General features: G+C 38.4%; 24 protein-coding genes and 1 pseudogene. 18 read left to right on the forward strand and 7 right to left on the reverse strand.

The features are described 5' to 3' along the window. From C7N65_RS05015 to tuf, 6 genes and pseudogenes are all read left to right on the forward strand, one after another. Window positions 1-1,365 (forward strand): annotated as a pseudogene (locus tag C7N65_RS05015) (DNA-directed RNA polymerase subunit beta'); the annotation flags it as partial. Between the two features lie 233 nt (window positions 1,366-1,598). After that, window positions 1,599-1,853 carry a ribosomal L7Ae/L30e/S12e/Gadd45 family protein gene (locus tag C7N65_RS05020; protein ID WP_105993383.1) on the forward strand — a complete coding sequence of 85 codons (255 nt, stop codon included), beginning with the start codon at window positions 1,599-1,601 and terminating at the stop codon, window positions 1,851-1,853. Between the two features lie 97 nt (window positions 1,854-1,950). Continuing rightward, on the forward strand, window positions 1,951-2,364 hold the full coding sequence (gene rpsL / locus C7N65_RS05025; RefSeq protein WP_002481334.1) for a 30S ribosomal protein S12: 414 nt from the start codon (window positions 1,951-1,953) through the stop codon (window positions 2,362-2,364). Between the two features lie 70 nt (window positions 2,365-2,434). Continuing rightward, window positions 2,435-2,905, forward strand: coding sequence for a 30S ribosomal protein S7 (rpsG, locus tag C7N65_RS05030; RefSeq protein WP_002481335.1), 471 nt, complete (start codon window positions 2,435-2,437; stop codon window positions 2,903-2,905). Window positions 2,906-3,016: 111 nt separating this feature from the next. Continuing rightward, on the forward strand, window positions 3,017-5,098 hold the full coding sequence (gene fusA, locus C7N65_RS05035) for an elongation factor G (protein WP_105993384.1): 2,082 nt from the start codon (window positions 3,017-3,019) through the stop codon (window positions 5,096-5,098). A gap of 184 nt (window positions 5,099-5,282) precedes the next feature. Then, window positions 5,283-6,470 carry an elongation factor Tu gene (gene tuf, locus C7N65_RS05040; RefSeq protein ID WP_105993385.1) on the forward strand — a complete coding sequence of 396 codons (1,188 nt, stop codon included), beginning with the start codon at window positions 5,283-5,285 and terminating at the stop codon, window positions 6,468-6,470. A gap of 150 nt (window positions 6,471-6,620) precedes the next feature. Here tuf and C7N65_RS05045 read toward each other — a convergent pair whose 3' ends face one another. Continuing rightward, window positions 6,621-7,802 (reverse strand): M20 family metallopeptidase, encoded by a 1,182-nt coding sequence (locus C7N65_RS05045; protein ID WP_105993386.1) that lies wholly within the window; start codon window positions 7,800-7,802, stop codon window positions 6,621-6,623. A 207-nt stretch (window positions 7,803-8,009) separates the two neighbouring features. On the opposite strand from C7N65_RS05045, the gene C7N65_RS05050 reads away from it, so the two are divergent. After that, complete coding sequence (locus C7N65_RS05050) at window positions 8,010-9,197, forward strand: glycine C-acetyltransferase (protein WP_105993387.1); 1,188 nt, start codon at window positions 8,010-8,012, stop codon at window positions 9,195-9,197. A gap of 100 nt (window positions 9,198-9,297) precedes the next feature. Here the strand turns inward: C7N65_RS05050 and C7N65_RS05055 are convergent, their stop codons facing one another. After that, the gene (locus C7N65_RS05055; protein ID WP_105993388.1) at window positions 9,298-10,296 is read right to left on the reverse strand and encodes a choloylglycine hydrolase family protein; all 999 of its coding nucleotides are present in this window, start codon (window positions 10,294-10,296) and stop codon (window positions 9,298-9,300) included. A 112-nt stretch (window positions 10,297-10,408) separates the two neighbouring features. Between C7N65_RS05055 and C7N65_RS05060 the strand changes: the two genes are divergently transcribed. The 8 genes from C7N65_RS05060 to C7N65_RS05095 all read left to right on the forward strand — a co-directional run bounded on the left by C7N65_RS05060 (window position 10,409) and on the right by C7N65_RS05095 (window position 17,316). Next, window positions 10,409-10,870 (forward strand): GNAT family N-acetyltransferase, encoded by a 462-nt coding sequence (locus C7N65_RS05060; protein WP_105993389.1) that lies wholly within the window; start codon window positions 10,409-10,411, stop codon window positions 10,868-10,870. A 212-nt stretch (window positions 10,871-11,082) separates the two neighbouring features. Continuing rightward, window positions 11,083-12,045 (forward strand): L-threonine 3-dehydrogenase, encoded by a 963-nt coding sequence (locus C7N65_RS05065; RefSeq protein ID WP_105993390.1) that lies wholly within the window; start codon window positions 11,083-11,085, stop codon window positions 12,043-12,045. 183 nt (window positions 12,046-12,228) lie between these two features. Next, window positions 12,229-13,266, forward strand: coding sequence for a S66 peptidase family protein (locus C7N65_RS05070; RefSeq protein ID WP_105993391.1), 1,038 nt, complete (start codon window positions 12,229-12,231; stop codon window positions 13,264-13,266). A gap of 286 nt (window positions 13,267-13,552) precedes the next feature. Next, window positions 13,553-14,632, forward strand: coding sequence for a branched-chain amino acid aminotransferase (locus C7N65_RS05075; RefSeq protein ID WP_105993392.1), 1,080 nt, complete (start codon window positions 13,553-13,555; stop codon window positions 14,630-14,632). Between the two features lie 160 nt (window positions 14,633-14,792). Beyond that, window positions 14,793-15,179 carry a YbaN family protein gene (locus C7N65_RS05080; RefSeq protein ID WP_105993393.1) on the forward strand — a complete coding sequence of 129 codons (387 nt, stop codon included), beginning with the start codon at window positions 14,793-14,795 and terminating at the stop codon, window positions 15,177-15,179. A gap of 137 nt (window positions 15,180-15,316) precedes the next feature. Continuing rightward, complete coding sequence (locus tag C7N65_RS05085; protein ID WP_105993654.1) at window positions 15,317-16,033, forward strand: HAD family hydrolase; 717 nt, start codon at window positions 15,317-15,319, stop codon at window positions 16,031-16,033. Window positions 16,034-16,064: 31 nt separating this feature from the next. Then, entirely contained in the window at window positions 16,065-16,475 is a 411-nt protein-coding gene (locus tag C7N65_RS05090; RefSeq protein ID WP_105993394.1) for a hypothetical protein, read from the forward strand. A 19-nt stretch (window positions 16,476-16,494) separates the two neighbouring features. Next, complete coding sequence (locus C7N65_RS05095) at window positions 16,495-17,316, forward strand: HAD-IIB family hydrolase (protein WP_105993395.1); 822 nt, start codon at window positions 16,495-16,497, stop codon at window positions 17,314-17,316. 69 nt (window positions 17,317-17,385) lie between these two features. On the opposite strand, the gene C7N65_RS05100 is transcribed toward C7N65_RS05095, so the two are convergent. Together C7N65_RS05100 and C7N65_RS05105 are read right to left on the reverse strand one after the other, a co-directional pair. After that, complete coding sequence (locus C7N65_RS05100) at window positions 17,386-18,051, reverse strand: deoxynucleoside kinase (protein WP_105993396.1); 666 nt, start codon at window positions 18,049-18,051, stop codon at window positions 17,386-17,388. Next, on the reverse strand, window positions 18,044-18,661 hold the full coding sequence (locus C7N65_RS05105; protein WP_105993397.1) for a deoxynucleoside kinase: 618 nt from the start codon (window positions 18,659-18,661) through the stop codon (window positions 18,044-18,046). The genes C7N65_RS05100 and C7N65_RS05105 overlap by 8 nt, the downstream gene beginning before the upstream one ends. A gap of 64 nt (window positions 18,662-18,725) precedes the next feature. Between C7N65_RS05105 and tadA the strand changes: the two genes are divergently transcribed. The 3 genes from tadA to C7N65_RS05120 all read left to right on the forward strand — a co-directional run bounded on the left by tadA (window position 18,726) and on the right by C7N65_RS05120 (window position 20,946). Continuing rightward, entirely contained in the window at window positions 18,726-19,214 is a 489-nt protein-coding gene (tadA, locus tag C7N65_RS05110) for a tRNA adenosine(34) deaminase TadA (protein WP_105993398.1), read from the forward strand. Between the two features lie 273 nt (window positions 19,215-19,487). Continuing rightward, window positions 19,488-20,357: a Cof-type HAD-IIB family hydrolase gene (locus C7N65_RS05115; RefSeq protein ID WP_105993399.1), complete on the forward strand. Its 870-nt coding sequence runs from the start codon at window positions 19,488-19,490 to the stop codon at window positions 20,355-20,357. Between the two features lie 22 nt (window positions 20,358-20,379). After that, on the forward strand, window positions 20,380-20,946 hold the full coding sequence (locus C7N65_RS05120) for an NADPH-dependent FMN reductase (protein ID WP_105993400.1): 567 nt from the start codon (window positions 20,380-20,382) through the stop codon (window positions 20,944-20,946). Between the two features lie 101 nt (window positions 20,947-21,047). Here the strand turns inward: C7N65_RS05120 and hxlB are convergent, their stop codons facing one another. The 3 genes from hxlB to nagB form a co-directional block, all read right to left on the reverse strand. Next, a complete protein-coding gene (gene hxlB, locus C7N65_RS05125; RefSeq protein ID WP_105993401.1) occupies window positions 21,048-21,593 on the reverse strand; it encodes a 6-phospho-3-hexuloisomerase in 546 nt (181 codons plus the stop codon). A gap of 6 nt (window positions 21,594-21,599) precedes the next feature. Next, window positions 21,600-22,229 (reverse strand): 3-hexulose-6-phosphate synthase, encoded by a 630-nt coding sequence (gene hxlA / locus C7N65_RS05130; RefSeq protein WP_105993402.1) that lies wholly within the window; start codon window positions 22,227-22,229, stop codon window positions 21,600-21,602. Between the two features lie 91 nt (window positions 22,230-22,320). Continuing rightward, on the reverse strand, window positions 22,321-23,049 hold the full coding sequence (gene nagB, locus C7N65_RS05135) for a glucosamine-6-phosphate deaminase (RefSeq protein WP_105993403.1): 729 nt from the start codon (window positions 23,047-23,049) through the stop codon (window positions 22,321-22,323). Window positions 23,050-23,113 lie beyond the last annotated feature (64 nt).

A 23,113-nucleotide genomic window follows, 5' to 3' on the forward strand; every position in this document is an offset into this window, starting at 1 on the left:
CCATCAGGTAAAATCATCGAGTTGCCGATCACATCTTCATTCCGTGAAGGTTTAACAGTGTTAGAGTACTTCATCTCTACTCACGGTGCGCGTAAAGGTCTTGCCGATACAGCACTTAAAACTGCCGATTCAGGTTACCTTACTCGTCGTCTGGTTGACGTGGCACAAGATGTTATTGTTCGTGAAGAAGATTGCGGAACTGACCGCGGCTTGCTTGTATCTGACATTAAAGAAGGTACAGAAATGATCGAACCATTCATCGAGCGTATTGAAGGCCGTTACTCTAAAGAAACGGTACGTCATCCAGAAACAGATGAAGTGTTAGTAGAACCAGATCAATTAATCACACCAGAAATCGCAAAACGCATTACAGATGCTGGTATTGAGCAAATGTATATCCGTTCAGCATTTACATGTAACACACGTCATGGTGTATGTGAAAAATGTTACGGTAAAAACCTTGCGACTGGTGAAAAAGTTGAAGTTGGTGAAGCGGTTGGTACAATCGCAGCACAATCTATCGGTGAACCAGGTACACAGCTTACAATGCGTACCTTCCATACAGGCGGGGTAGCCGGAAGCGATATCACACAAGGTCTTCCACGTATCCAAGAGATCTTCGAAGCACGTAACCCTAAAGGTCAAGCAGTTATCACTGACATTGAAGGTACTGTTGAAGACATCAAACTTGCGAAAGACCGTCAACAAGAAATCGTGATTAAAGGTGCAAATGAAACAAGATCTTATCTTGCTTCAGGTACTTCACGTCTTAAAGTTGAAAAAGGCCAACACGTTGAACGCGGTGAAGTTTTAACTGAAGGTTCTATCGAACCTAAGCACTACTTATCAGTAGCAGGTTTAAATGCGACTGAAAGTTACTTGCTTAAAGAAGTTCAAAAAGTTTACCGTATGCAAGGTGTAGAAATCGACGATAAACACGTTGAGGTTATGGTACGTCAAATGTTACGTAAAGTACGTATCATCGAAGCTGGCGATACTAAATTATTACCAGGTTCATTAGTAGACATCCATAACTTCACAGATGCAAACAGAGAAGCATTCAAAGAACGCAAACGTCCGGCAACTGCTAAACCAGTATTGCTTGGTATTACTAAAGCGTCTCTTGAAACAGAAAGCTTCTTATCAGCCGCATCATTCCAAGAAACAACACGTGTCCTTACTGATGCAGCTATCAAAGGTAAACGTGATGACTTGCTTGGACTTAAAGAGAACGTTATTATCGGTAAATTGATTCCTGCAGGTACAGGTATGAGACGTTACAGCGATGCTAAATACGAAAAACATATCGATCCTCAAGTTAAAGAGGCAGTAGAAGTACTTGCGGAAGATACACCGCAACAATAATAAATGTTAATTTTGAAGCCAATACTGCTTTCGCAAGAAAGCGGGTATTGGCTTTCTTTTATTGGATAATTTGAAATAAAAGTTGTAAGAAATCAGTGAAGATGTTTGAAATTCTTTCTGAATTTGTTATGATTAAAAAAGTCGACAGTATATTGAAAAATAATGTTGACGCAATCTATGGAAAGTGTTACTATTATAAAGGTTGATGCAAGCAAAACTTTGGAGGATAGTCAATGTCTAATGAAAAAGTTGCACGCTTTAACAAACACCATAGTGTTGTTGGTTTGAAAGAGACGCTCAAAGCGCTCAAAAAGAACCGAGTTACATCATTGATTATTGCTCAAGACGTTGAAGTTTATTTGCTGTCAGACGTGTTAAGTAAGATCAATCATAGCGATATATCTGTTTCATTTTTCGAAAGCAAGAAAGCTTTAGGAGAATTTGCAGGTATCAACGTAGATGCAGCAATTGTTGCTCTATTGAAATGAGAATTAGTAAGTAATTATGCTTACTAAATTTTATTTAACCTAAAAATGAACCACCTGGATGTGTGGGATTATAAAACAGGAGAGGAGGACATCTTAAATGCCTACTATTAACCAATTAGTACGTAAACCAAGAAAAAGCAAAGCTAAGAAATCAGATTCACCAGCTTTGAACAAAGGTTTTAACAGTATGAGAAAACAATTTACTGACTTGAACTCACCACAAAAACGTGGCGTTTGTACTCGTGTTGGTACAATGACACCTAAAAAACCTAACTCAGCGTTACGTAAATATGCGCGTGTTCGTTTATCAAACAACATCGAAGTAAACGCATATATCCCTGGTATCGGCCATAACTTGCAAGAACACAGTGTTGTACTTGTACGTGGAGGTCGTGTAAAAGACTTACCTGGTGTGCGTTACCATATCGTTCGTGGTGCACTTGATACTTCAGGTGTAGAAGGTCGTATGCAAAGCCGTTCATTATACGGTACTAAACGTCCTAAAAAATAAGTTTAAGATTACGTAAATTTTCGAGATAGATTATGAGATTATACTATAATATGAAGGGAGGACTCTGATTATGCCTCGTAAAGGATCAGTACCAAAAAGAGACGTTTTACCAGATCCAATTCACAACTCTAAGTTAGTGACAAAATTGATTAACAAAATCATGTTAGATGGTAAGCGCGGAACAGCTCAAAGAATTCTTTATTCAGCATTCGACCTTGTACAAGAACGCAGTGGTCGCGACGCAATGGAAGTATTCGATGAAGCAATCAACAACATCATGCCAGTATTAGAAGTTAAAGCTCGCCGTGTAGGTGGCTCTAACTACCAAGTACCTGTTGAAGTACGTCCAGAACGTCGTACTACTTTAGGTTTACGTTGGTTAGTGAACTATTCACGTCTTCGTGGTGAAAAAACTATGGAAGAACGTTTAGCTAACGAAATCTTAGATGCAGCTAACAACACAGGCGGCGCAGTTAAGAAACGTGAAGATGTACACAAAATGGCTGAAGCGAACAAAGCATTCGCTCACTACCGCTGGTAAGATTCAAGGTTTAACCCTGAGTATGTTCGCATGGTACTACCATAGGCATGCTTAGGGCATCGCCATATACAAAGTATTTACTCAGTAATTACTGGAAGGAGAAACAATACAATGGCTAGAGACTTTTCTTTGGAAAAAACTCGTAACATTGGTATCATGGCTCACATTGACGCAGGTAAAACAACGACTACTGAACGTATCCTGTTTTACACTGGACGTATCCACAAAATTGGTGAAACTCACGATGGTGGGGCACAAATGGACTGGATGGAACAAGAACAAGACCGTGGTATCACAATCACATCAGCAGCAACAACTGCACAATGGCATGATCATCGTGTCAACATTATCGATACTCCAGGACACGTAGACTTCACAGTTGAAGTTGAACGTTCATTACGTGTACTTGACGGTGCGGTTACAGTACTTGATGCACAATCAGGTGTTGAACCACAAACTGAAACAGTTTGGCGTCAGGCTACTACTTACGGAGTTCCTCGTATCGTATTCGTAAACAAAATGGACAAATTAGGTGCTAACTTCGAATATGCAGTAAGTACTTTACACGATCGTTTAGACGCTAACGCTCAAGCGATTCAATTACCAATTGGTGCCGAAGACGAATTTGAAGCTATCATTGACTTAGTTCAAATGAAATGTTTCCAATACAATGGTGACTTTGGTGAAGAAGTAGTAGAAATCGAAATTCCAGACGACTACAAAGACAAAGCAGCTGAAGCGCGTGAAACATTAATCGAATCAGTAGCTGAAGTTAACGAAGAGTTAATGGAAAAATATTTAGAAGGCGAAGAAATTTCAGTTGATGAATTGAAAAAAGCTATTCGTCAAGCAACTCTAGATATCGAATTCTACCCAGTACTTTGCGGTACTGCTTTCAAAAACAAAGGTGTTCAATTAATGCTTGACGCAGTAATTGACTACTTACCATCACCATTAGATGTTAAACCAATCGTTGGTCACCGTGCTAGCAACCCTGATGAAGAAATCATTGCTAGAGCAGATGACGATGCAGAATTCGCTGCATTAGCATTCAAAGTTATGACTGACCCTTACGTTGGTAAATTAACATTCTTCCGTGTGTACTCAGGTACAATGAACTCTGGTTCATACGTGAAAAACTCTACTAAAGATAAACGTGAACGTGTAGGTCGTTTATTACAAATGCACGCAAACACTCGTAAAGAAATCAGCACAGTTTACTCAGGCGATATCGCTGCTGCGGTAGGTCTTAAAGAAACTGGTACTGGTGATACTTTATGCGGTGAGAAAAATGACATTATCTTGGAATCAATGGAATTCCCAGAACCTGTTATTCACTTATCAGTAGAACCAAAATCTAAAGCTGACCAAGATAAAATGACTCAAGCTTTAGTTAAATTACAAGAAGAAGACCCAACATTCCATGCACACACTGATGAAGAAACTGGACAAGTTATCATCGGCGGTATGGGTGAACTTCACTTAGACATTCTTGTAGACCGTATGAAAAAAGAATTTAACGTTGAAGCTAACGTTGGTGCGCCAATGGTTTCATACCGTGAAACATTCAAAACACCAGCTAAAGTTCAAGGTAAATTCTCTCGTCAATCTGGTGGTCGTGGTCAATATGGTGATGTTCATATTGAATTCACTCCAAACGAAGTTGGCGCAGGTTTCGAATTCGAAAACGCTATCGTTGGTGGTGTAGTTCCACGTGAATATATTCCATCAGTTGAAGCTGGTCTTAAAGATGCTATGGAAAACGGTGTATTAGCTGGTTATCCATTAATCGACGTAAAAGCTAAACTTTACGATGGTTCTTACCATGATGTCGATTCATCTGAAATGGCCTTCAAAATCGCTGCTTCATTAGCACTTAAAGAAGCTGCTAAAGTTGCAGATCCAGTAATCTTAGAACCAATGATGAAAGTTGAAATCTTAATGCCTGAAGAATACATGGGCGACATCATGGGTGACGTAACAGCTCGCCGTGGACGCGTAGATGGTATGGAACCACGTGGTAATGCTCAAATGGTTCGTGCATACGTACCGCTTTCAGAAATGTTCGGTTACGCAACTTCATTACGTTCTAACACTCAAGGTCGCGGTACTTACACTATGTACTTCGATCACTATGAGGAAGTTCCAAAATCAATTTCTGAAGAAATCATCAAGAAAAATAAAGGTGAATAATTGATTCATCTTTAGTTCTGAGCCAAGTTTCTGCTTGGCAGGGTTCCTTAATTGATTTTTTGAACCAAATGCTTTATAAAGGAATTAGCCCTTTACAACTTAACAATCAGCTCTCATGGTGGTGAGAAACTATCATGAGAGATAATTTAAATAACTTTTTAACAAGAAGAGGAGAGATTTCATAATGGCTAAAGAAAAATTCGATCGCTCAAAAGAACATGCCAATATTGGTACTATCGGTCACGTTGACCATGGTAAAACAACTTTAACAGCTGCTATCGCAACTGTATTAGCAAAAAATGGTGACACTGTAGCACAATCATACGACATGATTGACAACGCTCCAGAAGAAAAAGAACGTGGTATTACAATCAATACTTCACACATCGAGTATCAAACTGACAAACGTCACTATGCTCACGTTGACTGCCCAGGACACGCTGACTATGTTAAAAACATGATCACTGGTGCTGCTCAAATGGACGGCGGTATCTTAGTAGTATCTGCTGCAGATGGTCCAATGCCACAAACTCGTGAACACATTCTTTTATCACGTAACGTTGGTGTACCAGCTTTAGTTGTATTCTTAAACAAAGCTGACATGGTTGATGACGAAGAATTATTAGAATTAGTTGAAATGGAAGTTCGTGACTTATTATCTGAATACGACTTCCCTGGTGACGATGTACCAGTTATCGTTGGTTCTGCATTAAAAGCTTTAGAAGGCGACCCAGAATACGAACAAAAAATCTTAGACTTAATGCAAGCTGTAGATGACTACATTCCAACTCCAGAACGTGACTCTGATAAACCATTCATGATGCCAGTTGAGGACGTATTCTCAATCACTGGTCGTGGTACTGTAGCTACAGGCCGTGTTGAACGTGGTCAAATCAAAGTCGGTGAAGAAGTTGAAATCATCGGTATCACAGAAGAAAGCAAAAAAACAACAGTTACAGGTGTAGAAATGTTCCGTAAATTATTAGACTACGCTGAAGCTGGTGACAACATTGGTGCTTTATTACGTGGTGTTGCACGTGAAGACGTACAACGTGGACAAGTATTAGCAGCTCCTGGCTCTATTACTCCACACACTAAATTCAAAGCTGATGTTTATGTTTTATCTAAAGATGAAGGTGGACGTCACACTCCTTTCTTCACTAACTACCGCCCACAATTCTACTTCCGTACTACTGACGTAACAGGCGTTGTTAACTTACCAGAAGGTACTGAAATGGTAATGCCTGGGGATAACGTAGAAATGACTGTTGAATTAATCGCTCCAATCGCGATTGAAGACGGTACTCGTTTCTCTATCCGTGAAGGTGGACGTACTGTAGGATCAGGCGTTGTTACTGAAATCCAAGCATAATTTCGACTAGCTTAGTTGAATTTATAATAAAGGGTCTCTCTTATGAGGGACTCTTTTTTTTACATAACAAAGCAGCAATGCGGCCTTTTACGGTGTGCATTGCTGCTTTGTGTTTATATATATATATATTATTAATCCAGTTTGCTTTGATTATAGCCTCTCAGGAGATAACACAGTCTCAAGTTCAAGTATTTTCAAGAATTCTGCTGCCGCATATTTAAGTGCAGCTTCATCAATATCGAAATAAGGACTATGGTGCGGGTAGTCAGTACCTTTTTGAGCGTTGCCGCAGCCTGTTAAGAAGAATGCGCCTGGTCTGACACGTTGATAGGCAGAGAAGTCTTCTCCGACCATCATCATTTCTGCTTCTGTAAATCTTAAATTAGAGTCATGTGCTGCTTGTTTTACTGTTTCATACGCTTGTTCATTATTATGAACAGGGACATAACCGCGTTCGTAATCTAGTGTATATTCGATATCGTTTGCGACTGCTAAACCTTGCAAGAGTTTATCGAGTTTATTCATAATGTGGGTCTGCAGTTCTGAATCGAACGTTCTTACGGTACCGCGGCAGATAGCTGAGTCAGGGATAACACTATCTGATGCACCTGCTTGAATCATACCGAATGTCACCACAGCTTGTTTAATCGGGTCTACAGTACGAGAAACAATCTTTTGCGCACTTAAGATAAATTCAGCTAAGATGACAATCGGATCAATTGTTTCGTGCGGTTTTGCGCCATGTCCGCCTTTACCTTGAATACTGACAGTAAATTCATCAGGTGATGCCATCATAGCACCAGGGCGTGAATAGATGATGCCTGTGGGATAGCCGCTCCATAAGTGGTTGCCGTAAACACGATCTACACCGTCTAAAGCACCATCATCAATCATTTGCTGGGCACCGCCCGGGACAATTTCTTCGCCGTATTGGAAGATTAAAACGACGTTGCCTTTTAAATAGGCTAAGTTTTCATTAATAATTTGTGCCACACCTAGTAAGATAGCAGTATGTCCATCATGTCCGCATGCGTGCATGCAGCCTTCGTTTTTAGAACGGTAGGGCTTATCGTTTAATTCAGTGATAGGCAATGCATCAAAGTCAGCACGCAGCGCAACAGTCGGCCCTTCTTCTTGTCCTTTAAACGTTGCGACAATCCCGTTTTTACCGACAGGACGGCGGATATCGCAAGCAAGCTGTTCGAGCTGATTGACGATATAATCATGTGTGTTGTGTTCTTCGAAAGAGAGTTCTGGATATTGATGCAGATGTCTTCTGATTTGAATCATAGACTTCTCTTTCTCTTGTGCAAGTTGATACCAATTAATCATGGTATTCACCTCTTCTGTAATTAGTATAGATGTACTTATTATAGCACGGACCCTTTGATTTAAACCCGAAAGGAGAAAGACGATATTTTCAAACTTTGAAAATGCTAAAAAATGCGAATTTAAAGTTATTTAAAAGTACTCAGCTTTTCTAAAAGAATAAAATGCGTTATGATATATGTAATCAAATACAAGGGGGATTTACTACCAATGGTTCAATCATTACACAATTTTTTAAGTGAAAATATCCAGCATTTAAAAGATAACGGACTTTACAACGAAATTGACACAATTGAGGGTGCAAACGGACCGGAAATTACAATTAACGGTAAAAACTATATCAACTTATCTTCAAACAACTACTTAGGATTAGCAACAAACGAAGATCTTAAAGAAGTAGCAAAAAAAGCAATTGATAAATACGGTGTAGGTGCAGGTGCTGTTCGTTCAATCAATGGTACTTTAGATGTGCATGATGAATTAGAAAAAACATTAGCAGAGTTCAAAGGTACTGAAGCAGCAATCGCATACCAATCTGGTTTCAACTGTAACATGGCTGCGATTTCAGCAGTTATGAACAAAAACGATGCAATCCTTTCTGATGAATTAAACCATGCCTCTATCATTGACGGCTGCCGTTTATCAAAAGCTAAAATCATTCGTGTGAACCACTCAGATATGGATGATTTACGCCAAAAAGCAAAAGAAGCGGTTGAATCAGGTCAATACAATAAAGTTATGTACATTACTGATGGTGTCTTCAGTATGGACGGCGACGTTGCGAAATTACCTGAAATCGTTGAAATTGCGGAAGAGTACGGTTTAATCACTTACGTTGATGACGCACATGGTTCAGGTGTGATGGGCAAAGGTGCCGGTACAGTTAAACATTTCGGCTTGCAAGATAAAATCGATTTCCAAATCGGTACACTTTCTAAAGCAATCGGTGTTGTTGGCGGTTATGTAGCTGGATCTCAAGAATTAATCGACTGGTTAAAAGTACAATCTCGTCCATTCTTATTCTCAACTTCATTAACTCCAGAATCTTCAGCAGCAATTATCGCAGCAGTACGCAAATTAATGGATTCTACAGAGTTGCATGACAAACTTTGGGAAAATGGCGACTACCTTAAAGAAGGCTTGAAAAAATTAGGCTATGATATCGGAAACTCAGATACTCCGATTACACCAGTAATCATTGGTGATGAAAAGAAAACACAAGAATTCAGTTCACGCTTAAAAGATGAAGGCGTTTATGTAAAATCAATTGTCTTCCCAACTGTTCCAAGAGGTACAGGCCGTGTACGCAATATGCCTACAGCTGCACACACTAAAGAAATGTTAGATGATGCTTTAGCAGCGTATGAAAAAGTAGGTAAAGAATTAGGTATTATTTAATAACAAGTATGAAAAGAAGCGGAAAAGTTCAAGGATGAGCTTTTCCGCTTTATTTTTTGTATTTTATGAGTTTTATGTGTTCTGGTTTGTTCATAAAATATTAAGCATCAGGTGCTGCTTCTGTTAAATCAGTAAAGTTCAACTCAGGTTTGACGACATACGATTTTTCTTCGCCAGACGACAACAAGTCTTCGGTAAGTTTGATTTTATAAATATTGTTGCTGCTGTAGTCTTTGAAATAATAAGTTAAATGATGTGTATCTGCTATGGCTTGGTATTGCGTGTAATAAATTGTGCCTTCGTCTAAGACAATACCGCGCGGAATACTGACAGTATCCAACAGTTTGAAAAGGTTGTTCAAACGTTTGCGATCATCTTTTGTATCTTCGATAAATTGTCTGAAGTGTGCCATCTTCACAAAACGAGATGGTGAAGTATAACCGCCTGGCAATGTTTCAGTGCCTGCTTCTACACCTAAGGGACGTATAGTTTCAATCCCAAGCAAAGAAGGTGAAGGTGCTTCGACATTGAAGTTGGTATATTGTCTTAAGTTTTGGTAGTGCCATTCGAGATTTGGGTTATTCGTTAAGACACGGACAGGATTTTCTTTAATGATGAGCTGCCCATCTGCAGGAATCACTACAACACTTTGTCCTGTTTGATCTGTGACCATAAAGTGAAGCGGCGGTACACTATCTAAAGCGGGATTGACTTGTTTTAACAAGCGTACACTATCCACTTGTTCTTTGAGTTCTTTAATAGAATCATTCATGCCTAATGCCCACATAATAAATTCTTCCGGTTCTAAATTAATGTTGTCGCTAGAAGTGGATGTGGCATAAGATGCTTCTTCTTGATAATAAAGCACTGAAATAGCCAAGCCTTGTTCATTTACGCCATCCGCAAAAACAACACCATTCACAGTCATTGCAGTACCGACAAAGCCGTAATCTAATGTAAAGTCTCGGCCATTCATTGTTGTCCAATCATGATGTCTTGGAATGACTTTAGGAAATGAGTTTAACGCAAAAGAAAAATCCATAGTGCGTGCTAAATAATTGCTGTCGTGTTGCGATGTATAAGTTAAGCTTGTACACATAATGAGCGCCTCCTTAGTTTGAGCAATATTTACGTGAAATTGTTAGAATAAGCATAACATGAAGGAAGAACGATTATCGAATTAAAGGAAGAAGCGAAAGAGGGGAAGAGATATGAAAATATCAACATGCGAAGATGCAGCGTTATTAGCACGCCTGAATAAAAATGTACACACTTTGCATCATCAAGCCTATCCAGATATCTTCAAACCCTATCATTATTTAGATACATTAGATTTATTTCAAAAGCTGATTGAGCGTCCAGAACATTATTTGCTAGTCGCAACAGAGAAAGAAGAAGCAGTAGGTTACGTGTGGTGTCAGGTGCTTACTTTGGATGAAACACCTTTTCGATATGCGCAAAAGACTTTATATGTACATCAAATCGGTATAGAACCTGATTATCAAAATAACGGGTATGGACATGCGCTTATAGATTATATTGAAAAGATTGCGGTTCAAGAAGCATGCGATACAGTAGAATTGGATTACTGGGTACAAAATGATCATGCGGCTTTATTTTATGAAAAAGAAGGCTATGAAACTTTACGGCACTGTTGTCGCAAAAACCTTTAAGATGTATGTGCTTATTAAAGTTATAAGTAAAAATGATAAAATGGTGAAAAATTGCAATATGCAAATGTAAGCGCTTTACTTATCTTTGTACATATGATATATACAATAGTAAGGAGATATAGTAAAATATATTCAAATAGAAACAGAATGTACATCTCAGAAATACACCTTGTCTTTATAAAAACACACTCAAATTCAAGGGGATGAAATTCATGAAAAGAATTATGATTACTGGTGCACTTGGCCAAATCGGTACGGAACTTGTATTGAAATGTCGTGAAATTTACGGAACAGATAATGTATTGGCGACAGATATCAGAGAGCCAGAAGCAGACTCTCCAATCAAGGAAGGACCATTCGAAATTCTTGATGTGACAGATATAGAGCGTATGAAGGAAATCGTTTCTGAGTTTAAACCGGATGCGATGATGCACATGGCTGCATTACTTTCAGCAACTGCTGAAAAGAACCCGCAACTTGCTTGGAATATCAACATGGGCGGTTTAGTCAATGCGTTAGAAACAGCACGTGAATATGACTTGCAATTCTTTACACCAAGTTCAATCGGTGCATTCGGACCGACAACACCTAAGAAAGATACACCTGCACTTACAATCCAACGTCCAACTTCAATGTACGGGGTAAATAAAGTATCGGGAGAATTGTTATGTGAGTATTACCATACTAAATTCGGTGTAGATACACGCAGTGTACGTTTCCCAGGTTTAATCTCATATGTTAAAGAACCAGGCGGCGGAACTACAGACTATGCTGTTGAAATTTACTTTGAAGCAGTACGTAAGGGAGAATACACTAGCTTCATCGATAAAGGCACTTACATGGACATGATGTTTATGGATGATGCGATTGATGCAATTATTAAATTAATGGAAGCTCCTGAAGGTGAATTAAAACATCGCTGTGCTTTCAACTTAAGCGGTATGAGCTTTGAGCCAGAAGAAATTGCAGCATCTATTCGCAAGCATATTCCAGATTTCAAATTAAGTTATGATGTAGATCCTGTACGTCAAGGTATAGCGGACAGCTGGCCGGATGCGATCGACACAAGCTGTTCAAGAGATGAATGGGGCTTCGCACCAAAATATGACTTAGATAAAATGACTGAAGCTATGTTAAACGGTGTCAGAGAAAAAGAAGCAGCAGCACAAAAATAAATCATAATAGGTAAAGCGCAAAAGCAGGGCTGAATGTAATCAAAAGGACTTTTGTATCCAGCTTTACTTAATAGACAGGCAATAAAGAAGCAGGTGAAGCGGGTGACCTTGGGTTGAGGTGATTCGCATCACCTGTTTTTTATTTTTTTATACAGTTTTAGGAAGAAGTTGGAGGAGAACTGAATGAAACAGTTAATAGTACCAGAACACTTAAAAAGAGGAGATACGGTTGCGCTGATTTCACCTTCTTCGGGAGTAGCAGGCGAAGCCTTTGTGCAATATCGTATACAAATAGCAATTGACCGTTTAAAGACAGTTTTCGGTTTGAAAGTAAAAGTGATGCCGAATGCATTGAAAGGTCTGGATTTCGTATATCGTCATCCAGAAAAAAGAGCAGATGATATTCATCAAGCACTCTTAGATGAAGAAGTTAAAGCACTGATTACATTCATCGGCGGTGAAGAATCTATGAGAATTGTACCTTTTCTTGATGAGAAGCTGATACAGCAGCATCCTAAAATTTTCATGGGCTATTCAGATGCGACATCAATTCATTTGAAGTTTTTCAAAGCAGGAGTACGCAGTTATTACGGGCCTGCTGTTTTAACGGATTTCGCAGAACATATAGAGATGGATGAATATACAACAGATCATATATTCAAAACGCTGTTTGCTAACCAGATTATCGGAAATATTGACACTGCTCCTTATTACCGTCAATTCGGTTTGAAGTGGGGAAAACAAAGCCGCTTTGTATCACGGCCGAAAATTGAAAACACAGGCTATGAAGTGATTAATGGTAATGGTATTGCTGAAGGAAAATTAATAGGCGGTTGTTTTGAAGTTCTTAATAACTTGAGAGGTACATCTGTATTTCCTGAAATTGAAGCATTTGAAAATAGTATATTATTTGTGGAAAACTCTGAATCGCAATTACCGCCATACTTTTTAAAACAAGCGCTGCGTTCTTTTGTTTACATGGGTATATTCGATAAAATCAGTGGTGTAATTATAGGGAAGCCTCAGCAAATTGAGCAAGCGCAAATGATTAAAACAACATGGCAAGATGTCTTAAAAGAAAACGGCTATGATCATTTGATTGTTATGTTTAATGCAAGTTTTGGCCATAATGAACCTAAATGTATTTTGCCCTACGGTGCGCAAGCAGTATTAGATACCGAGACGCCTTCATTTTCGATTTCAGAGCAAGGATGCAAATAGAGCTATTATATGCAAGAAAGCAAGCTTCTTAGTAAGTGCTACCCCTCACAGTTGCATTCATCTATCTACTGTACAATAATGGAGGTGTAAACAATTTTAGTGACATGCATCTTAAATCAATGAAACAGATACATAGGGGGAAAATGACAGGGAATACTGTTGATGTATCATTTTGATTAGGGGTATATTTTTGAAATTTTCTAAAAACTCATTGAATACAAGGTGTTTGATTGCTATACTTTTAGTATTATCTTATTTATAAGCAAATTTTTAGGAGGCAAAAATCATGTCAGAAAATGTTAAATTCGAGAAACGTGAAGAACTTAAACAAAAACCAGATCCAAGCAACTTAGGATTCGGTCAACACTTCACAGACTATATGTTAAGTTACGACTACGATGAAGATAAAGGTGGTTGGCATGATTTGAAGATTACACCTTATGCACCGATCGAATTAGATCCAGCTGCACAAGGACTTCATTATGGCCAAGCTGTCTTTGAAGGTCTAAAAGCATATAAACATAATGGAGAAGTTGATTTATTCAGACCAGACCAAAACTTCAAACGTATTAACCAATCATTAGCACGTTTAGAAATGCCTCAAATCGATGAAGAATTATTATTAGAAGGCTTAAAAGAACTTGTTAATGTTGAACGTGATTGGGTACCTGAAGGCGAAGGACAATCATTATACATTCGTCCATTCGTATTTGCGACTGAAGCAGGCTTAGGTGTACACCCAGCAACACACTACAAATTATTAATCATCTTATCACCATCAGGTTCATATTATGGCGGAGATGCATTAAAACCTACACGTATCTATGTTGAAGACAAATACGTTCGTGCCGTACGCGGCGGTGTTGGTTTCGCTAAAGTTGCTGGTAACTACGCAGCAAGTTTATTAGCACAATCTAACGCAAATAAAGAAGGCTACGACCAAGTATTATGGTTAGACGGTGTAGAACAAAAATACATCGAAGAAGTCGGAAGCATGAACATCTTCTTCGTTGAAAACGGCGTACTTGTTACACCGAAATTAAACGGCAGTATCTTACCTGGTATTACACGTAAAACAGTAATCGAACTTGCAAAAGAATTAGGTTACAAAGTTGAAGAACGCCGTGTTTCTGTAGATGAATTATTCGAAGCATACGACAGAGGCGAATTAGATGAAGTCTTCGGTACAGGTACAGCTGCAGTTATCTCACCTGTAGGTACTTTAAAATATGAAGACCGTGAAATCACTATCAACAACAACGAAACAGGTAAAATTACGCAACACTTATATGACCAATACACTGGCATTCAAAGCGGTAAATTAGAAGATAAACACGGCTGGAGAGTTGTGGTCCCTAAACACTAATATGAAACAGATGATTAAGTCGGAAATCGCAATACAGTGCGGTTTTCGGCTTATTCTTTTTTTGTTTTGGTTCGATAGAAGAAGGTTTCTGATTGTATTTTTATTTACAAGTTCCCGTCCTGTTGTATAATTGGAAATGATTATCGACAGAGGTGCTTTTATGAGATATATTTTGATTGCGATTGGACTCATCGCTGCAATTGTCGGGTTTATCGGAATTGTGGTTCCTTTATTGCCGACTACACCTTTTTTACTTTTAGCAGCTGTCTGTTTCTCTAGAAGCTCAGAGAGATTTAATCGATGGTTAGTCAATACAAAAATTTACGACGAATATGTCGAGAGCTTTAAAAGAGATAGAGGCTTCACTTTAAAGAAGAAATTTAAGATATTGATGAGTTTGTATATAGTGATTGCTTTTTCGATTATTATGATAGAACACAGTTTAGTGAGAATCGGCTTATTGATTATGGTAACGATTCAAACAGTTGTTTTGTTTACCTTGGTAAAAACTTTGCCGGAAGATTCTAAAGAAGATAAACAGCGTTAAGCTGAAGCAGTTTGAAATAGGATGATTCCAAGTCTTGTATCCAGTTTTCGGAGACAAGGCTTTTTTAAATTTCCTTCATTTCAGCCGAACTGATAAAATGGGATAAAAGGTTATAGAAAGAAGTGAAATCATTGGCAATTAAGTGGATCTTATTTGATAAAGATGGAACATTAATCGATTTTGATATGAGCTGGATGAAAATTGGTATTCAAATGGTAGACCAATTTGTAGAACGCTTTATTTCGGATGAAGATCAAGCACACGCGTATCAAACATTAGGTGTAAATAAAGAAACAAACCAAATTGAACCAGGGACACCGATGGCATGTGGTTCACTTGATGAAATTATTCAAAATTTCAATGCGCTGGCAGGTGAAGATGTAGGTGAATGGACACGTCAAACCAGTCAATATTTGATTGATCACAGAGAACCTGAAATCAAATGGATTGAGGGTATGGTAGAAGCATTAGAAACTTTAAAAGCACAAGGCTATCGCATCGGTATTATTACCAGCGACACTAAAAAAGGAACAGATCAATTTATAGAGGCGACAGATACAGAAGCTTTCTTTGATTTAGTTATTTCTACAGAAGCCAATGCGGCTGAGAAACCTGACCCTGCTGTATTAAACCCGCTCTTTGACCAAGAGAAGGGGCTTAAAGCAGAAGAAATCGCAATTGTGGGCGATAACCCTAATGATATCCAAACGGCTGTTAATGCTCATCTAGGCCTTTCTGTAGCGGTGTTGACTGGTGTAGGACAAGCACATGAATTTAAACAAGCCGATTATGTCGTTGAAACGGCCCCTGAAGTGGTGAATATCTTAAAAGGACAATCATCAGATAAAGAATAACAGCGCAGATGCATAAAAAGAGGTGATTAACATGAGCAATCCAGGCACAGTAGCAGATGGACGCTACGCAGAATATCAAGGAGAAGTGTTTCGTGTCTTAAATGATTACGGCAAAACATTGCATTTAGTGACTGAAGATGCCGGTGCACGTGCGTTAGGCTTTGAAGCTAAGACCACTAAGCATTCAAGCCATACGCTTTATTATAAAGATGTAGCACGCCATGAAGTGGAAGCACTATATGATCTTAAACATGAAGCACGCTACGGCGGTACCTTATTTGATTTGTATTTTGATATGCAAGGTCAAAGTTATATCGGGACCAGCGATGTAAACAAAGCAGAAGCTTTCGGTTTAACAGAAAAGGATGAGGGCTATTTCAGTAAAGCTGTCAATGATGATGAATATGAACCTGTTATTTATCGCGAGGAATTAGAAATATAATTAATGTTGGAGGGATGATATGATGCGTCAATTAATTCTATTTGATTTTGACGAAACGTATTATAAACATCAAACCACGAAAGAAGATATTCCGAAACTGCGCGAACTTGAATCGACATTGCGACTGGCTGAAGACAAGTATCAAGTGATTACTGCAGTGTTATCCGGCAGTATCTTTGAAAGCATCATGGAGAAAATGAAACATGCTGAAATGGAGTATAAACCGCACTTTATCTTTTCTGATTTATGTTCAAAACTATTTGAGCGAGATGATAAAGGTGTGTATCATCGTTCTAAAGACTATGATCAAGCTGTTTCAGAAACAACATTTACTAAAGAAAAAGTCGATGAAATTATCAGTGACTTTGAGTCTGAACACCACGTTGAACTTCATCCGCAGAGAGCTTTCAGAGATGAAGAAACATTGTATGAATACTACTATTATGCACAAGGTGATGAAGCACAAGATGCGCAGTATTTAAAAGATTTACAAGATAAAGCCGCAGCTTATGATTATGCCGTGCATTATAATAAAACGAATCCTAAAGCAGGCGACCCTGAAGATGCCTATGATGTACACTTCACACCGAAAAATGCTGGAAAGTTATTCGCTGTGCATTATCTGTTAGATATGTATGACCTTGATTCAGAAGGAGTGTTAGGTTTCGGTGACAGTGGTAATGATGAGGTTTATTTAAGTCATATCGGTCATCCGTTTGTGATGCATAACAGTACAGATGATGAAATGAAAGAGAAATTCCCAGTTACACATTATGATTATTATAAAGGATTAAATGATGAAATTAAGCGGTTCATTAGTAAACAACTTAATGCAGATTGATTCAAAGTAAAAGAAAATCATGTATCTCACTCAGCTAAGAGAAGAGATACATGATTTTTTGGCTGCTTATTATTTTCTCGGATCTACATTACGGTGGATATCAATGATATGCGCAATTTTATCCAGCACCGGATCTAAGGTATCTGGGCTTTCATGCAAATCGTATTCGTTGATGTTCACGCGTACGACCGGGCAGGCATTGAAACTTGAAATCCATGTTTCATAACGACGGAAGAGTTTCTTCCAGTATTCTGGATCTGTATCGATTTCCATTTGGCGTCCGCGTTGTCGAATACGTTCAATGACTTCGTCATAATCGCATTCAAGATAAATCAAAATGTCAGGTTTTGGGAAGTAAGGTGTCATGACCATCGCTTCAAACAACTCTGAATAGGTATTGAAGTCTTCTGGTGACATTGTGCCTTGTTCTTCATGCATTTTTGCGAAGATATCAACGTCTTCATAGATAGAACGGTCTTGAATGAAGCCGCCGCCGTATTCAAACATACGTTTTTGTTCTTTGAAACGTTCTGCCAAGAAATAGATTTGAAGATGGAAACTCCAACGTTCAAAATTATCGTAGAACTTATCAAGGTATGGATTATGATCCACATTCTCAAAAGAAGTGCGGAAATTTAATTTTTCAGCTAGAGCACGTGTTAAGCTGGATTTACCAACGCCCACAGTACCTGCGATAGTAATCACTGCATCTTGAGGGATACCGTAATTATTCATGCGTGTTGCCTCCTATCATTGATTGGACAATGTTTAATATATTGTTGTAATCGTCTGGGCGATTAACGAAATCGATATTTGTTGTATTGATGCGGATGACTTGTTTGCCTTGTTGTTTTAAATCTTGATAAAAACGGTAATAAGCATCTTTTAAGTTCAACAGATAATCGTCTTCGATTTGTGCTTCAAAACTGCGATTACGCTTTGCGATACGCTGTTTTAACACGTCTAAATCAGCATCGAGAAAAACAACAATATCCGGCATCATCAAATCTTCAGTTAAAATATCAAAGATACGATCAAATTTATGGTACTCTGTATCTGTCAAAGTTTGACGTGCAAAAATTTTATTCTTATAAACATGATAATCGCCGACAATACCTTTGTTATACTGTTTGAGGTCTTGAACTTGTTTATAGCGATTGCACAAGAAGAACATTTCTGTTTGGAAACTCCATTTTGAAATGTCATCGTAGAAATCGGACAAGAAGGGATTCTCATCCACAATTTCTTGTGCTTCATGGTAGTTAAGAGATTGACTTAATAAGTGTGCTAATGAGGATTTGCCTACTCCTATAGGTCCTTCAATAGCGATATAAGGTTGATTCATAAACAACACTCCAAGTGTTAAAATAGACAATAGATATTGTATCACATGGTAAGGGATTGAACCTATGACATTAGATGAAAAATATATGAAAATCGCATTAGACGAAGCAAAAAAAGCACAAGCCATCGGGGAAGTGCCGATTGGTGCTGTGATGGTTAAAGACGATGAAATTATAGCACGTGCACATAACTTAAGAGAAACCATTCAACTTCCGACTGCACATGCAGAGCATATAGTAATAGAGAAAGCAGCAGAAGCGGTAGGCAGCTGGCGTTTAGAAGGGTGTACGCTTTATGTTACTTTAGAACCTTGTGTGATGTGTTCAGGCGCTATTGTTATGAGTCGGATACCTAGAGTGGTATATGGAGCAACAGACAAAAAAGGCGGATGCAGCGGCAGCTTAATGGACTTGCTTCAAGAAGAACGTTTTAACCACCGTGCTGAAGTAGTAAGCGGTGTATTAGAAGCAGAATGCGGACAAATTTTAAAAGACTTCTTTAAACAATTAAGAGATAAGAAAAAAGCAGCAAAGCAACAAAGAACAGAAGAATAATCAAACATCTTTCAGGATATAATTAAAATAAGCCAATAAGACAGACGAACTCTTGTGAGGAAGTTTGTCTTTGTTTTTTGTAAAGAGTGTAAAAAATATGTGAGTTTAAGGCGGTTTTAAGGCGATTTTAATACTTGATCGGGTTTATCTGAGAAATAGGCCGAACAGACGATAGAAGTATCCGGATGAAATTTGATAGAATGGGGTTAGACTACGTTGTAATATATTAAGTTTACGACACTGCGGTAAAGACAATAGAAACGAGGTTAATTCATGATTAAATTAATTGCGACAGATATGGACGGAACATTATTAAATGCAGCACATGAAATTTCAGAGGAAAATATTAAAGCGATTAAAGCAGCGCAAGAACAAGGGATTACGGTAGTAATAGCGACAGGACGTGCTTTCTATGAAGCCAATGCGCCTGTGGAACCTACAGGATTAAAAGTCCCTTATATTTGTTTGAATGGTGCAGAAGTACGTGATGAATCATTTGATATTATGCATACTTCAAGTTTGAATCATGAAATGATTGAACAGATTACACACGTACTGAATCGTGAAAATATTTATTACCAAGTGTATACGAACTTTGGTATTTATACAGAAGACCCGCAAAGGGATTTAGATATTTATATTGATATTGCTGAGCATGCCGGTCAAAAAGCAGATGTTGATAAGATTAAAAAACATATTCAGCATCGTATTGACCAAGGGACGCTTAAAGTTGTCAGCAATTATGACCAAATTGCGGAAACACCAGGTGAAATTGTGATGAAACTTTTAGCATTCGACGGCGATGTCGAAAAAGTAGACCGTGTCAGCAAAGAATTAGCAGAACATCCTAACTTGGCAATTTCATCTTCTGCACGCGGCAATATCGAGATTACGAATGCATATGCGCAAAAAGGGATTGCGTTAGAAGAAATCGCCAGCCAATTAGGCATTAAAATGGAAAATGTCATGGCTATCGGCGATAACATGAATGATGTATCTATGCTTTCACGCGCAGGTTATCCGGTCGCAATGGAAAATGCGATTCCAGAAGTGAAGGAATACGCAAAATATGTGACAGACACAAACCAAAACAGCGGTGTCGGTAAAGCAATCAATAAAATGTTAGAAGAACAATCAAAATAATCTAGTTGAGGTGACGAATTTCATGAAGGGTGTCATTATTGTCGGGAGTGCACGTGTGGAATCACACACTAAAGCACTGGCACGATTCTTAAAGGGACAGTTTAATGAAAAAGAAGTAGAGGTTGAGATTTTCGACTTAGCAGATCGTCCGATTCATACATTGGACGTTTCAGGAACAAGTAATCCGCCAAGTGACTATCAAGAGAATGTAAAAGATTTACAAACATTGGCAAGAGAAGCGGACTTTATTATTTTAGGTACACCAAACTATCATGGTTCTTATTCAGGTGTACTGAAAAATGCTTTAGATCATCTGACTATGGATGATTTCAAAATGAAACCGGTCGGTCTAGTAGGCAACAGCGGCGGTATTGTAAGTGCGGAACCATTATCCCACTTGCGTTTGATTGTACGTACATTATTAGGTATCGCAGTACCTACGCAAATTGCGACACATGACTCTGATTATGGGAAGCTGGATGACGGAACATTCTTCTTACAAGACGAAGAGTTCCAATTACGTTCACGCTTATTTGTAGAACAAATAGTGTCATTTGCGGAAAGCCGTCCTTATGAACATTTAAAATAAACTAACGATTATACACAAAAGTACAATCGTTTATTGTATAAATAACGCCCTGTATCAAGCGGAAGTACCGCGCGATACAGGGCGTTGTTATTTATATTCAACTATTCTAAATTAGCATGATTTTGCTGCATAGCAGTTTCATCAATGTTGAATGTTTCCATTAAGTTTAAGACAACTGCATCTAAAAATAATTGTGCAGATTGCTCGAAAAGACTGCCTAATGGTTGTGCTGAACCTTCAGCATCGTATTTAGTGCCGGCTGGCAACTCGATTGTTGTATCTGCAAGTTCACCGATTTTTGAATCAGGTTTTGTTGTTACTAATGCAACGCGTGCACCTTCGCCTTTGGCTTTTTCAGCTAATAAGCGTAAGTGTTCTGTGCTGCCTGAACCTGAAATAACGATAAATAAGTCACCTTCATGAATTGAAGGTGTTGTAATACCGCCGATGATGAAAGCAGGTTGCTCAAGTTGATTTAAACGCATTGTGAAGCCATTAGCAACGAATCCAGAGCGGCCTTTGCCTGCGACAAAGATGTTTTTTGCGTCTTTGATTGCTTTTTCAAAGTTTTCAACATCTTCTTCTTTTACGTTAGCTAATGTTGTTTTCAGCTCGTCTAAAATAAGTTGGTATTTTAATTCTGCCATAACTTATTACCCTTCAACTGCGTCGCGGCAAGCTTTAGCAGCTTCGACTGGATCGTCAGCATTTGCGATGCCGCCGCCGACAATGACTAAGTCCGGTCCTTCAGCTACGATGTCTTTGATTGTATCTGGTTTGATACCGCCAGCAACTGCAACTTTAGAATTTTTGATAACTGATTTAACAGTGTGTAAATCATCTAATGGTGATTTACCTTGTGCTTGCAAGTCATAGCCGATGTGTACTGCAATATAGTCCGCACCCATTTCGTCTAATTCTTTTGCACGTTTTTCAATGTCTTGTACAGCAATCATGTCTACTAATAATTGCTTGTCATTTTTGTGTGCTTCTTCGATTGCTGCTTTGATAGAAGCATCTTCTGCAACACCTAAGATTGTTACAACGTCAGCGCCGAATTTCACTGCTTGGCTGACTTCGTAGTCTGCCGCATCCATGATCTTCATATCTGCAAGGACTTTAACACCGTCGATATTATCGTCCATGTATTGAACAGCTGGTAAACCTTCGTTATAAATGATAGGTGTACCGATTTCTACGATATCAACATAATCTTTCACTTTGTTAGCTAACTCTGCAGCGTCTTCTTTATTTAATAAATCAATTGCTAATTGTAGTTCCAAAATGATTCATCCTTTCATAATGTGAGTGTTGTAACTTTTGCTTTACCTAAATTGTATACCCTGTTTGATAATGTACAAACAATAGGCAAGTTTACTTATCAGGTGCTGCCGCATCATCTACATAAACTTCTACATTCGGGTGATCGTACAATACAGTTGCTGGTACATCTGGATCTTGAATACCACTCGCAAGTTTGGTAATTGCATCTTTCTTTTTCTCTCCGAATGCTAATAAGATGATACGTTTTGCAGACAAGATTGTAGAAAGTCCCATTGAAATCGCTTGTTTCGGCACATCTTCTTCGTTGTCGAAGTAGCGGCTGTTAGCTTGAATTGTACTTTCTGTTAAGTCTACGACACGTGTCACACTGTCTTTTGCTGTTCCTGGTTCATTAAAACCGATATGTCCGTTTTCCCCGATACCCAAGATTTGAATATCTACAGGACCTTGTTCTTTAATGAGTTGTTCGTAGCGTGATGTTTCAGCTTCTAAATCTTTTGCATCCCCAATCGGTAAATGTACATTTTCTTCTTTGAAATGCGGATAGCGATCGAATAAAACTTCAAGCATATAATGATGGTAACTTTCAGGGTGATCTGCTGATAAACCAATATACTCATCTAAGTTGAATGTTTCTACATTTGAAACATCTAATTGGTTGCGTTCCAGCAGGTTGACGAAGTTGGAATAAACATCAACCATTGTACCGCCTGTTGCCATACCCAGCTTACTGTCAGGATGACGGCTGATTTGATTGAATAATTCACATGCTGTATAAAATGAAGCATCGTCTCTATTGCCTAAATTAATAATTTTCATTATGAATGACCTCCTTATTATTTATCTGTTATGAAGACATACATGTCCATTATAACGGGGTGTT

Origin of the sequence: Staphylococcus simulans (genome assembly GCF_002994445.1) — a bacterium.
In the GTDB taxonomy this organism is placed as follows: Bacteria; Bacillota; Bacilli; order Staphylococcales; family Staphylococcaceae; genus Staphylococcus; species Staphylococcus simulans_B.

Bases quoted from the DNA above. Each gene is read 5' to 3' on its own strand.
- C7N65_RS05060 (WP_105993389.1), top strand. From the start codon at position 10,409: ATGAAAATATCAACATGCGAAGATGCAGCGTTATTAGCACGCCTGAAT.
- C7N65_RS05080 (WP_105993393.1), top strand. From the start codon at position 14,793: ATGAGATATATTTTGATTGCGATTGGACTCATCGCTGCAATTGTCGGG.
- fusA (WP_105993384.1), top strand. From the start codon at position 3,017: ATGGCTAGAGACTTTTCTTTGGAAAAAACTCGTAACATTGGTATCATG.
- C7N65_RS05070 (WP_105993391.1), top strand. From the start codon at position 12,229: ATGAAACAGTTAATAGTACCAGAACACTTAAAAAGAGGAGATACGGTT.
- C7N65_RS05045 (WP_105993386.1), bottom strand. From the start codon at position 7,802: ATGATTAATTGGTATCAACTTGCACAAGAGAAAGAGAAGTCTATGATT.
- rpsL (WP_002481334.1), top strand. From the start codon at position 1,951: ATGCCTACTATTAACCAATTAGTACGTAAACCAAGAAAAAGCAAAGCT.
- C7N65_RS05050 (WP_105993387.1), top strand. From the start codon at position 8,010: ATGGTTCAATCATTACACAATTTTTTAAGTGAAAATATCCAGCATTTA.
- C7N65_RS05065 (WP_105993390.1), top strand. From the start codon at position 11,083: ATGAAAAGAATTATGATTACTGGTGCACTTGGCCAAATCGGTACGGAA.
- C7N65_RS05020 (WP_105993383.1), top strand. From the start codon at position 1,599: ATGTCTAATGAAAAAGTTGCACGCTTTAACAAACACCATAGTGTTGTT.
- C7N65_RS05100 (WP_105993396.1), bottom strand. From the start codon at position 18,051: ATGAATAATTACGGTATCCCTCAAGATGCAGTGATTACTATCGCAGGT.
- C7N65_RS05115 (WP_105993399.1), top strand. From the start codon at position 19,488: ATGATTAAATTAATTGCGACAGATATGGACGGAACATTATTAAATGCA.
- hxlB (WP_105993401.1), bottom strand. From the start codon at position 21,593: ATGGCAGAATTAAAATACCAACTTATTTTAGACGAGCTGAAAACAACA.
- nagB (WP_105993403.1), bottom strand. From the start codon at position 23,049: ATGAAAATTATTAATTTAGGCAATAGAGACGATGCTTCATTTTATACA.
- C7N65_RS05105 (WP_105993397.1), bottom strand. From the start codon at position 18,661: ATGAATCAACCTTATATCGCTATTGAAGGACCTATAGGAGTAGGCAAA.
- tadA (WP_105993398.1), top strand. From the start codon at position 18,726: ATGACATTAGATGAAAAATATATGAAAATCGCATTAGACGAAGCAAAA.
- C7N65_RS05095 (WP_105993395.1), top strand. From the start codon at position 16,495: ATGATGCGTCAATTAATTCTATTTGATTTTGACGAAACGTATTATAAA.
- C7N65_RS05120 (WP_105993400.1), top strand. From the start codon at position 20,380: ATGAAGGGTGTCATTATTGTCGGGAGTGCACGTGTGGAATCACACACT.
- C7N65_RS05075 (WP_105993392.1), top strand. From the start codon at position 13,553: ATGTCAGAAAATGTTAAATTCGAGAAACGTGAAGAACTTAAACAAAAA.
- C7N65_RS05055 (WP_105993388.1), bottom strand. From the start codon at position 10,296: ATGTGTACAAGCTTAACTTATACATCGCAACACGACAGCAATTATTTA.
- C7N65_RS05090 (WP_105993394.1), top strand. From the start codon at position 16,065: ATGAGCAATCCAGGCACAGTAGCAGATGGACGCTACGCAGAATATCAA.
- rpsG (WP_002481335.1), top strand. From the start codon at position 2,435: ATGCCTCGTAAAGGATCAGTACCAAAAAGAGACGTTTTACCAGATCCA.
- tuf (WP_105993385.1), top strand. From the start codon at position 5,283: ATGGCTAAAGAAAAATTCGATCGCTCAAAAGAACATGCCAATATTGGT.